Genomic DNA, 11,617 nt, shown 5'->3' on the forward strand with positions numbered 1-11,617 from the left:
CATTTAAGTACGGAAAGCGCGGCTTCAAGTTATTTAAAGGTGAAGAAGCGGGAAAGAAAGTTGCGAAGGTAGATAAAGGATCGGAAGCAGCTAAGAATGTTGGAAAAGTTGAGCAAAATCCTTCTAAATCAGCAAAGGAAACGCCAAAAAAATCTTCTGAGGGAAAAGACAAAGTTAAAGATTTTGATCTGAGTTTTGCGACTAGCAAGCTCAAGAATGGAAAAATTTCCGCTAATGATTTAGAATCCATGATACCAAAGGGTACACCAAACAATTTTAAAGCAAGTGAAACTATAAAAAAAGGATACAAATACAACTTTGAAATTGACGGAAAAAAAGTAGAGGTAAAGTGGCATTCACCGGATTTAAACGCAAAAGAGAAATTTCCGGACAGTAATTCCGGAAATATGTGGACTGCCCAAATAAAAATACAAAAAAAACTTCTAGGACAAGATGGTAAACTCCACAAAAAACCTAGTAACATAACACACATTCCAGTTGTAGGAGAGTGAAACGAACATGGATTTTTCTAAGTTTGATGAATTACCCGATTCTTTATCTAAAGATACATTAGAGAAGTATTTCAATCAGATTGTTGATATTTATGAAAGTGCAAAAGATAATGTCAATTATATTGAATTATTAGAAGCAATTTACCAACTTTCAGAAAGACAGTGGCATACTTATAAAATTCTGGACGACAAAATTAAACATAAAATAGATACTTTAATAAAAAATATCTTGGATGTAAATTCTTATGATCTAATAGACAATGCTACATCAATAATAGCTTATTTGGGACTTCCAGAAAGCTTTAAAGCATTACAGGAAATGATTAAAGAAAACCCTAGTGAAGAAGTTAGAGAGCTTATAGAGGAAACTATTGAGGAATTAGAAGGAAACGTTGAAAATCCATACTCAGGATTAGAATAAATATAAATACTTTTGGAGGGCGCCACAACTGGCCCCTTCTTTTTTAATTCAACGCAGAAATGGTGCTCTTAATGAAGCGAAAAAATGTGGCCCTTTACATAAGAAAGGGCCTTTTTGATTACTTCAATAAAGCTTCAATTTTCGCCTTTGTTTTTGGCCCGTAAATACCGTTTGCAGACAGCTCATGCATCAGATTGTACAGCAGAGCATCGACTTTTTCCTGAATTCTGTAGAAAGACCATAGCGCTTGCACAGATCGGCGACCAATTCAGCGGTATTCTGAACCGCTTCACCGTGAATCTTGTCATTTTTTTCGACATACGTTTCCACGCTGATCGATTTTGCATTGGCGTCCGGTTTAAGGAAACTCACATATCAACTGAACATTTTTTTATGATGTGCATAGTATGCGACTTCATGTTCAACTTTTATCCGGCTGCTACATCGGACGGTTCAACATGCGCTTTTAAAAAGGCGATATAATGGTCAATTGTATCAACCGTTGTGTAAGGCGAGACACTGTAGAATTTCTGGACATAAAGGGGCACGGGCAAACGGCTGTCAGCAGGATAAACGTATGTTTGCTTTTTCGTGCTGCCAAAATAGGTGTGACTGCGGTATCTTCCCAATGTTTCGGCGATTTTTTCATTGAATTTGTTAATATTCCGCACTTCTTCCTCCGTGATGGCGCCGCTGATTTCTTCATGATAGCGGACATTTCCCGGATAGAAGCGGAATGTCGTTACAGGTGATACATCATTGGTGACGGCTGCATTCGGAAAAGCCTGCAGGAGTTTTTTTCGAAACGCCAGGTTAACTCTGATGTAATTGGCCAAGATCTCCTGGTAGCCTTCGATTCCGAATGCGAGCAGAGAAGCATAAATCGGTATGCTGCTTCCCATTCGCGAACACTCTAGCGTATAGCTCGTATGATAGCTGCCAAACCCCCTGTTACCGACATAAGGCGTCTCATCCGGATCCAAATCAACGGCTTTCAGTGCCTCACGGTTTTTCACCAAGAAAAGGCTTGTGATATACGGCGTTTGTCCAAGTTTATGAAAATCAAAAACCAAGCTGTCCGCCAGGTGCAAATGCTGAAAATGTTTTTTGTAGCGGGCAAGCGTCTCAAGCACCTCATCTTCAAGATGAAGCGGGTTTCCGGTGAAATCGTATCCGTTAAAAAAACCGTACATCCCGCCCATCGCCGTATCGGCATGAATATAGACAGGAGGCAAACCGTAGGCGGCCTCTATTTCCTCAGTCACTTTTTTGATTCCGGCCAAATCATCGATGCCAAATGAGTCAGTTGTGCCAAGCGTTGCCAAAACATAAATCGGATGTCCGCCTTTTTCAATCACGGCTTGCATTTTTTCACGCAAATCGGCCAGATCCATCGAATGATCGCGATTCGTCTTGACCTTGATCAAATGGTCCGTCCCGATTCCGGAAGCTTCCATCGATTTGTAAAGACTGAAATGCGAAAGCTCTGAACAGAACGCGTACAGGTGATGCGGTGTTCCTTGCTGATTCGCTTCAGGATACGCGCTTGCGATCGCCAGCCTGAGCGACTGAAAAACAGCGCCCTGCCCTCCCCATGTGGTAAAACCGCCGCTCTTGTGCCTGTCATAGCCGACAATGTCCGAAAGCATCGCCGTGATCTGCACTTCCGTCCTTGCTGCAGCCGTGCCGTCTACATCCCATAAATTGTTTCCGTTTAAAAGAACCATTAAAAGATTCCCGGCGATACTGGCGTTGTTCGGCAAAGGTGTCGCGTTGGCCACATAATGCCTGTTTAAAAAACGGTGGCCGTCAAGCAATTTCAATAGCTCTTCAACGCTTTTTTCCGCCCCGAAGCCTTTTTCCGGCAAGGCGGGCTCTTTAATGACGCTTTGATAGTAGTCAGAGGAAACTTCAGACTCGCGGCCAAGCGTCATCCGGGCGGGATCCTTCAGCCTGTCCATTCCGGCCAATACCGCTTCAAGCAATGCCAGCAGCTGATACCGCGCCTCGTGATTGCCATCCTCGCTCGGAAACATCTGTTGAAAGTCTAACACCATATTCACCCATCTCCTGATCTTTTAAAATGAAAACACTCCGATTAAATTTAAAAAGACAAGTACAATTGCAAGCGGCACAAGGAAACGGAGAAGATAAAACCACACGATAAAAAAGCCTTTCCCCGCTTTTGATCCGCTTTTCATTTCTTCATATAGATCGTGTTTGGACAATTTCAGCGGAATAAAAATCGAAATAAAAAGCGCGCCAAGCGGCATCAAAATATTGCTGACGACATAATCCGCCGCATCAAAAAACGTCTTCTTAAAAATGAACGGCTCATCGAGCACTCCGTAAGACAAGCAGGAAGGAATGCCGACAGCAAAAATCAAAAGGCCGATCGCCCACGTCCATTTCCCCCTTTTCGTTTGATCGCCTTTTGTAATAGCGGCAACAATGATCTCGATCATCGAAAAAGCCGAAGTCAGCGCGGCAAATAAAAAGGCTGTCAAAAACCCGATAAAAAACAGCATCCCGAATGGAAGCCGGTCAAAAACTGCCGGCAGAACTGCAAATAATAAAGTCGGCCCCTGATCGGGCTGAAGCCCGAATGAAAAGACGGCCGGAAAAATCGCCAAACCGGCAAGCAGCGTGACGGTAAGGTTCATGATCACGATCGAGACCGCCGACTTCGGAAGGTTTTGTGACTTTGACAAGTAGGAGCTGTACGTCACCATCACAGATACGCCAAGCGTCAGCGTAAAGAAAGCTTGTCCGAGCGCAAAAAGAATCGCCTGCGGCGTCAGGCTGCCAAAATCGGGCACAAGCAGAAAACGCACGCCGTCGATCGCATGCTCAAGCGTCAGAGCCCTTAAAACGAGCGCAATAAATAAAATAAATAATAGCGGCATCATAATCGAACTGACGCGCTCGATTCCTTTTTGCACACCCTTCGCCACGACGAGGATCGTCATGATGATAAACGCAAGCTGCGCTGCCAGTGTCTGCAGCGGATCTTGGATGATCGAACCGAATAGCTCCCCGTATCCGGCCTGCGTGAGACCCGACAATGAACCGGTTACTGCTTTGATGATATAAAGCAAAATCCAGCCGCCGATCACACTGTAAAACGACAGGACAAGGAAGCAGGCGGCGATTCCGATCCAGCCTGTGATTACCCAAGGCGTTCCCGGCGCTATTTTTTGATAGGTGCCGATAGCATCCGATTGGCTTTTTCGGCCTAATATAAATTCCCCTAAAAGCAGGGGGTATCCCAGCAGTATCGTAAATAGGACAAATACAAGGAAAAATGCGCCTCCTCCGCTCGTTCCCGCCACATAGGGAAACTTCCAAATCGCCCCCAGGCCGATGGCGGATCCCGCTGCAGCGAGAACAAATCCAAGTTTGGATGCCCATTTTGCTGTCATTCTGCGATCGCTCATTCATACACATCCTTTCTCTTTCTGCTTCTATTATCTCTTACGGGGCAGCTTTTTTGAAAGTGATCTTTCAAATTCTTATTTTTCCGAAAAAACAAACAGAAAAAACCGGCTGCCTTACAATAGCAGCCGGTTGAAATTATGTCGTCACATATCTTCCGCCGTTGATGTGGATCGTCTGTCCTGTCATATAAGAGGAATCGTCTGAAGCGAGCAGAACATACACCGCAGCGTGTTCAGAAGGCTGTCCGGGCCTTCCCATCGGCGTATTTGTACCGTGTTTTTCCGTTTTTTCAGGCGAAAAAGTAGCCGGAATGAGCGGCGTCCAAATGGGCCCCGGCGCTACCGCGTTGACGCGGATTCCTTTTTTGACAAGGGATGCAGCCATCGAACGGGTAAACGCGACAATCGCACCCTTTGTGCTCGAATAGTCAATCAGCGCCGGACTGCCCTCGTAAGCCGTGATCGATGCGGTATTGATAATCGCGCTTCCTTCCCCTAAATGCGGGAGCGCGGCTTTTGTCATGTGAAACATGGAGAAAATATTCGTTCTGAATGTTTGTTCAAGCTGTTCGGTCGAAATATCTTCGATCCCTTTTTGCGGATGCTGTTCGGCAGCGTTGTTCACAAGAATGTCGAGTCCGCCAAAGTGATTCACCGCTTTTTCGACAGATGTTCTGCAATGTGCTTCATCCCCGACATCTCCGGGAATCAAGAGGCATTTTGCGCCTTCTTGTTCGATTCGTTCTTTCGTTTCCTCGGCATCCTTGTGTTCGTCCAAGTACATGACGGCAATGTCGGCACCTTCTTTGGCGTATGCAATGGCGGCCGCTCTGCCGATTCCGCTGTCTCCTCCGGTAATAATGGCGGTTTTTCCTTTTAATTTGCCGCTTCCTTTGTAGTCGCGGTCTTCCGAGAGCGGAAGGGGCACCATCTTGTGCTCAGCCCCGGGTTGTTTTTCTTGTTTTTGCGCTTTCTGTCCATCCGTCTGTCTGTTTGCCGGATTCATTCGTCTCACCTCTTCACCATTGTTTAGTGCACAGTTACCACGATTCCGGCATCCTTAAACGCAAGAACTCAGCGAGACATGTTTACTGATCAGACAGAGGCACGCGGATGAGCCGGTCGTCTGTCTGTTTTTTTTCGCCTCTTCCGTCGCCATTGTTCGAAATGAAATACAGATCATCTCCGATTACTTTTATATCCCTGATTCTGCCGTATCCGCCAAGCCATTTGACCGCTTTGGCTTCCGCCGGATCGATCCGGAAAACGCCCTCACCCCGCAGCCCGGCCATATAGAGGACATCCCCTTTCTGCGCTAAACCGGATGGGGCCCACGTTTCTTCTCCCGAATGGATGAGCGGCGCTTTCATTCCCCGCTTCTCATCGCTTCCTTCAATCACCGGCCAGCCATAATTGGCTCCGGCTTCTATTTTGTTCACTTCATCATGTCCAGACTGCCCGTGTTCGGAGCTGTAAAGCTGCCGGCCGATCCATGCGAGGCCTTGCGGATTCCGGTGTCCAAAGCTGTATACATAAGACGAGCGAAAAGGCTGATCAGCAGGGATCGCACCATCAAGCTCCATCCTTAAAATCACCCCCGCCAGCTTTTCAGGCTGCTGGGCCCATTCCCTTTCCCCCGCATCACCTGTCGTGATGTACAGCTTTTGATCGGGCCCGATCGCCATCCGGCCGCCGTTATGAATCACACCTCCGGGCAGATCGGCAAGCAGCTCCTCCGTTTCCGTCCAAGTGAGGCGGTCAAGCGTCAATTTTACGATCCGGTTTTTCAGATGGCCCCCGTCTTTGTATGTATGGTAAACGTATGCCTCCTGATTGTTTTTGAAATCAGGATGGAGCACAAATCCAAGCAGTCCGCCTTCTCCTTCTTGATGAACGGGCTTTTTCAGCTGAAGCTGCATGCGCTCCTTTTTGCCTTCGGCAATGGACACGATTCCCCCGTTTCTTTCGGTCACGTAAAAAATCTCGCCAGTGTGAGCGAGCGTCCAAGGCACATCCAGACGCTCTGCGATGACTTCGGCGCCGCTTCCGCCTTCTTTCGTCCCCGCCGCTTCATGTTCAGCATCCAAATCCCGGTCTTCCGAGCATGCACCTAGAAAAAACAGCATGATCAACATCAGGAATCCTTTTTTCATCGTCTCCCCCTTAAAGGACTTTCTTGATGAATACATTCAAGAACACCGGCATAATTCCCTACTTAAACATTCTAAAATCTATTAAAAAAACACGCGCTTCGCTGAGAAGGCGTGTGTCCGCATTACTGAGAAACCAATTCTCCGATATATTTAGCCGACGGCCTGAAAATCATGTTGTTATCAGCCTGCTCCAGCACATGGGCGCACCAGCCGACCATTCTCGCAGCCGAAAAAGTAGGCGTAAACAATGCGGCATCAAAATCGATCGCCTTCATGACAGCCGCTGCGTAAAATTCGACATTCGTATAAAGCTTTCGGCCCGGCTTGTATTCTTCCAAAAGGCGGATCGCCGTATTTTCAACATGAAGAGCAAGGTCGATATCCCGATCGCCCCCGGCAATTTCCTCAGCTTTCACCCTTAAAGCCTTCGCTCTCGGATCATGCGTTTTATAGACGCGGTGTCCAAATCCCATCAGTCTCTCGCCTTTTTCAAGCTTTTCTCTTATATAGCTTTCTGCATGCTGTTTTTCCCCGATGCCTTCCAGCATATCGGTCACCGCAGACGGCGCTCCGCCGTGCAAAGGTCCTTTCATCGTGCCAAGTGCAGATGTGACGGCAGAAACAAGATCGGATTCCGTAGACACCGTAACTCTTGCCGAAAAGGTTGAAGCGTTCATGCCGTGTTCCATCGCAAGAATCATGTACGTTTCGAGCGCTTTTTTCTGAGCTTCTGTCGGACGCTTTCCTTTCAGCATGTAAAAATAATGTTCCACAAAGCCAAGCTCATCCAGCGGCTGAACAGGTTCTTCTTCGTCAGTCAGCCTTTTTCTGAACGCGATAATCGACGGGACGGCTGCAATCAGTCTGAGAGCCTGCTCCATTGTCGGCTTGAACGCAAACGATTTGTCCCCGAATGAAGAGACGACCGTGCGAAGAACCGCCATATCGTCTAATTCGGCCGGAAGGCAGCGGATCAATCGCTTGCATGCTTCTGGCAGCACACGGAATGAAGCGAGCATCTCATTGAATCGGCTGAGTTCCGCTTCCGTCGGAAATGCCCCGTTGAGAATCAGATAAGCGACTTCTTCAAATGTAGATGTAAGCGCCAGTTCATCAGCATTGTACCCTCTGTAGATCAGCTTTCCCTCTTCACCGTCAATGCGGCTGATGGCTGTTTCAACACAAGTAATCCCTTTCAATCCATGATAAACCATATCAATTCCTCCTTTTTCCTTTGTAAATATCATTATAGTTGATATAATATTTAAAAAATATTGAATTATATTGATGTCTTTGATTAACAAAATTAATCAGGAGGACTGCAATGGATTTTAAATGGCTTCATACCTTTGTTACTGCCGCAAAATACGAAAATTTCAGAAAGACGGCGGAAACCTTATTTATTTCTCAGCCGACCGTCACCGTCCAAATTAAACTGCTTGAGGAAGAACTCGGGTGCCAGCTGTTCACCCGCAAAGGAAGAAGCATTCATTTAACGAAAGAAGGCCGCGCTTACCTTCCTTTCGCCCTTCGCCTGCTGGAAGACTATGAATCGAGCATGGCAGAGCTTCACAAAATCAGACAAGGCTATTCACAGACATTGAATCTAGCGGTTTCACCGCTTATCGCCGATACGATTCTCCCATTTGTATTAAAAAAATACACGGCGCTGCATCCGAATTCGGAGATCAAAGTAAAGATCGCCGAATCAGCTGAAATCGCTCCCCTGATTTCAGCCGGCCATGCAGATATCGGATTAAGCTGCTTAAACGTGCAATCGTCAAACCTGAACTGCTATTCCATGTACAGCGATCCCGTGATTTTGGTCGCCCCTCATGACGGCCGCGATTCAGAACAAGCGCCGCCGCTCGATGTCGAAGATTTGCTTGAAGAATATTTGCTGTTGACCCATAATCACCCCGAATACTGGGACGACCTTGTCAGGCAGCTGAGGATCAAATTTCCGTTTGTCAGAACGATGCTCGTAAGCCAGACGCATATTACGAAACGATTTATTTCAGAAGGACTCGGTATATCATTCTTGCCGCTGTCGACTGTGCGCCGCGAGCTGATGGAAGGAAGATTAATAGAGGTGCCGTGCGATTTCATGAAGCTTCCTGTTGCAGGGGGATATGCGATTAGTCTGAAAGATAATGAGAAGGTCGAACACTTTTTGGCGTTTTTAGCCGGGTTCCGTTTCTAAATGGAAAAAACCCGTTCATCATGATGAACGGGCTTGTCCCTGCAACATTAGAAGCGTTTTGCTCCAAGATAGCGGGGCTTCCAATAGCTGTTTGTCATATCGCTGATCGTTACGCCGTCAGAACCGGCATGAACGAATTGATTGTTTCCGATGTAAACCCCCATATGCGAAGGTCCCGGCTGATATGTCGTGAAGAAAACGAAATCGCCTACTGCAGGGCTTGATACGCTCTTCATCGAATTCCAGTAACCGGCTGTGTTCGTTCTCGCCACATTCGTCTGTTTGTTGAGGATGTACCAGACAAATCCGCTGCAGTCAAATCCTGATGCAGATGTTCCGCCCCATTTATAAGGCGTTCCGATAAGGGCTTTTGCATCCGAAACTAGTTTTGACGTATTCAGCGCTGAAGAGGTTTGCGCAGGCGCCTTGCTTGTCCCGCTTGATGCAGAAGGCTTTGTCGTTGATGCAGCTTTTACGCTTTTCGTCCCTTTAACTTTTAATACTTGTCCGATCCGGATTAAATCTGTTTTTAAACCATTCAGAGACTTCAGTTCATTGACGGTCATGCCGTATGTCCGAGAAATTTTCCAAAGGCTGTCTCCTTTGACCACTTTATGCGTAGCTGATGAAACTTGCGACGCTTTTGCAGACGAAGAGCTGCTTCCATTGATCGACAGCCTCTGCCCTATGTAAATGATATCGGATTTCAGCTTATTTTCCTGTTTAATCTTGCTGACACTTGTGCCGTACTTCTTCGAAAATCCCCATAACGTATCTCCTTTTTTCACCGTTATGGTTTGCGCGGAAGCCGCTCCCGCAAATAAAGTCGATCCTAAAACAACCGCTGATGCTGCTGTTATGACTTGTTTTTTCATGTTGTCCTCCCAATAGCAGAATATTTTATATTTTCAAAGGCGAAAATTAGCAGTTTCATTTTTTTTGAGAACGGCTGCTTCAGCCCTTCCTCTGTTTCTATTATAAGGAGGGAATTCCATCAGGTATAGTCTTGACTTACTATGTCAAATTCCTTAATTATTCGTTTTTAAAAAAAGTTTTTAAGGGTAGATAATATTTCATTTACATTTCAAAGGTAACTTAAATACTACATTTTCGCACTTTCCTGCAGGCAAAATTACAATTTTAGAAAGAGTGTTAAATACTTTATTTTACATTTTTATGATTAACTTATAAAACTGGACAAACGTTCTTTTATTTGGCATAGTGACGGTCGTCGTTGCGCTTTAAAATAAAAAAGGCTGCCCGAATGCAGCCTGAAACTTTTTATAAATATCTGCGATGGACAGCCTTTCCGTCATAGGAAAACATGACGGGCTTATCTTCGAGCACGGTTTCGACATGCACGCTTCTTCCCCATAGCTGGTGAAGGTAAGGCAGAACTTTTTCAAGATACTTTAAATCGAGTTCGATCCCTTCATACCAATGCTTAATGTATAATTCATTGTTCTTTAAGTAATCTCCGTCCTCAACTGTCAAATAAGGAAATCCTCCGTTGACTCTCATGCTGACAAGCTGATCGCGCACAGCCTCCCAATCCTTGTCAACGATTTTATAATCCCTTCCCTGTTTTTGAAACAAGTAGAGATCTTCCCGCATCACGAGATCTTTCGTTAAATAGTTTCTGATAAATGAAATGTCTGACTCGATCTCCCTGACTTCAAATATTTTTTCTCTCCCCGAGTTCGGCTTTACACCCATCTTCTTCATATCTTCTGTCGGGTTGTTGTAGCGCTCCTCTATGTCCTCAAATATTTTCAATCCGAGATAATAAGGATTGATGCCCGTTTTGGACGGCTGAACCACTCCCGCGTTGAGCTTGGCGAATTCGATCGCTTCACTTGATGTCAGCTCAAGCTCGCGGATGATTCGCTGATGCCAATAGGACGCCCATCCTTCATTCATGATTTTCGTTTCAAGCTGCGGCCAGAAATACAGCATTTCCTCTCTCATCATCGTTAAGATGTCGCGTTGCCAAGGCTCCAGCTCCCGCGAATGTTCTTCAATGAACAGCAGAATGTCTTTTTCCGGCTTCGGCGGAAACTTTTTTTTCGTCCTTTTCTTCTTCTCTTTCGATCCTTTATGATCCAGTTCCCAGAGGTCGTCATAAGGAGTGGGCGGCGCGTCTGTTTCTTCTTCCTCTTCATCATCTATGCTCCACGACAGCTTCGGCCTCACGAGCGAAGGGTCAATGTGTTCTTCAATCGCCAGCACCGCATCGAGAAATGCTTCGACTTCTTTTGAACCGTGGACCGTCTCATAATGTTTAATCCGCTCTGCTGTCGCCGACATGCTTTCAACCATATCGCGCTTCGTATTTTGGAAACGGCAGTTATTTTTAAAGAAATCACAATGAGCCAGGACGTGTGCGACAATCAGCTTATTTTGAATCAATGAATTGCTGTCCAGCAAAAACGCGTAACACGGATTTGAATTAATGACAAGCTCATATATTTTGCTCAAGCCAAAGTCATAGTGAAGCTTCATTTTGTGAAATTGCTTGCCGAAACTCCAATGGCTGTATCTTGTCGGCATCCCGTATGCGCCGAATGTATAAATGATTTCAGCCGGACAAATTTCATATCTCATCGGATAAAAATCCAGGCCGAATCCTTCCGCGATCTCCGTAATTTCTGCTATCGCCCGCTGCAGCTCTTTTTGCTCCCGTATGCTCAATACTCAAATCCCCCCCGGTTGGACTTCTCTTTATTGTATGAGCCGGGTTTTGAAAAGATGAAAGGCAGCTGTCGGTTTGACAGCTGCCTTAGATTGCTGACAAAATCCCAAAACGACTTTTAATTTTGGGATTTTGTCATCCTTTCAGCGTGACCCGCAACCCTTGCAGTCTAGGAAGGCCGAGCATCGGAAGCTGACTT

General features: G+C 45.9%; 9 protein-coding genes and 2 pseudogenes. 3 read left to right on the plus strand and 8 right to left on the minus strand.

Features of this window, described 5'->3' with window-relative positions:
- Both QMZ64_RS22575 and QMZ64_RS22580 read left to right on the plus strand, forming a co-directional pair.
- Positions 1–512, plus strand: a pseudogene (locus QMZ64_RS22575) (hypothetical protein); the annotation flags it as partial.
- A 7-nt stretch (positions 513–519) separates the two neighbouring features.
- Positions 520–933 carry a hypothetical protein gene (locus tag QMZ64_RS22580; RefSeq protein WP_059230643.1) on the plus strand — a complete coding sequence of 138 codons (414 nt, stop codon included), beginning with the start codon at positions 520–522 and terminating at the stop codon, positions 931–933.
- 225 nt (positions 934–1,158) lie between these two features.
- Here QMZ64_RS22580 and QMZ64_RS22585 read toward each other — a convergent pair.
- The 6 genes and pseudogenes from QMZ64_RS22585 to QMZ64_RS22610 all read right to left on the minus strand — a co-directional run.
- A pseudogene (locus QMZ64_RS22585) lies at positions 1,159–1,356 on the minus strand (peptidoglycan recognition protein family protein); the annotation flags it as partial.
- A gap of 5 nt (positions 1,357–1,361) precedes the next feature.
- Positions 1,362–2,990, minus strand: coding sequence for a pyridoxal phosphate-dependent decarboxylase family protein (locus QMZ64_RS22590; RefSeq protein WP_265627480.1), 1,629 nt, complete (start codon positions 2,988–2,990; stop codon positions 1,362–1,364).
- Positions 2,991–3,011: 21 nt separating this feature from the next.
- The gene (locus tag QMZ64_RS22595) at positions 3,012–4,370 is read right to left on the minus strand and encodes a sodium-dependent transporter (protein WP_165426508.1); all 1,359 of its coding nucleotides are present in this window, start codon (positions 4,368–4,370) and stop codon (positions 3,012–3,014) included.
- A gap of 136 nt (positions 4,371–4,506) precedes the next feature.
- Entirely contained in the window at positions 4,507–5,376 is an 870-nt protein-coding gene (locus tag QMZ64_RS22600; protein WP_265627481.1) for an SDR family oxidoreductase, read from the minus strand.
- Between the two features lie 82 nt (positions 5,377–5,458).
- The gene (locus tag QMZ64_RS22605) at positions 5,459–6,523 is read right to left on the minus strand and encodes a PQQ-dependent sugar dehydrogenase (RefSeq protein ID WP_265627482.1); all 1,065 of its coding nucleotides are present in this window, start codon (positions 6,521–6,523) and stop codon (positions 5,459–5,461) included.
- Between the two features lie 122 nt (positions 6,524–6,645).
- The gene (locus tag QMZ64_RS22610) at positions 6,646–7,737 is read right to left on the minus strand and encodes a citrate synthase/methylcitrate synthase (RefSeq protein ID WP_265627483.1); all 1,092 of its coding nucleotides are present in this window, start codon (positions 7,735–7,737) and stop codon (positions 6,646–6,648) included.
- A 110-nt stretch (positions 7,738–7,847) separates the two neighbouring features.
- Here QMZ64_RS22610 and QMZ64_RS22615 point away from each other — a divergent pair, with 110 nt between their 5' ends.
- On the plus strand, positions 7,848–8,726 hold the full coding sequence (locus QMZ64_RS22615) for a LysR family transcriptional regulator (RefSeq protein ID WP_301441606.1): 879 nt from the start codon (positions 7,848–7,850) through the stop codon (positions 8,724–8,726).
- 47 nt (positions 8,727–8,773) lie between these two features.
- On the opposite strand, the gene QMZ64_RS22620 is transcribed toward QMZ64_RS22615, so the two are convergent.
- Positions 8,774–9,601 carry a C40 family peptidase gene (locus QMZ64_RS22620; protein WP_265627485.1) on the minus strand — a complete coding sequence of 276 codons (828 nt, stop codon included), beginning with the start codon at positions 9,599–9,601 and terminating at the stop codon, positions 8,774–8,776.
- 406 nt (positions 9,602–10,007) lie between these two features.
- The gene (locus tag QMZ64_RS22625; RefSeq protein WP_075755466.1) at positions 10,008–11,417 is read right to left on the minus strand and encodes a SpoVR family protein; all 1,410 of its coding nucleotides are present in this window, start codon (positions 11,415–11,417) and stop codon (positions 10,008–10,010) included.
- Between the last annotated feature and the right edge of the window lie 200 nt (positions 11,418–11,617).

The organism is Bacillus sp. LB7 (assembly GCF_030449715.1).
In the GTDB taxonomy this organism is placed as follows: domain Bacteria; phylum Bacillota; class Bacilli; order Bacillales; family Bacillaceae; genus Bacillus; species Bacillus paralicheniformis.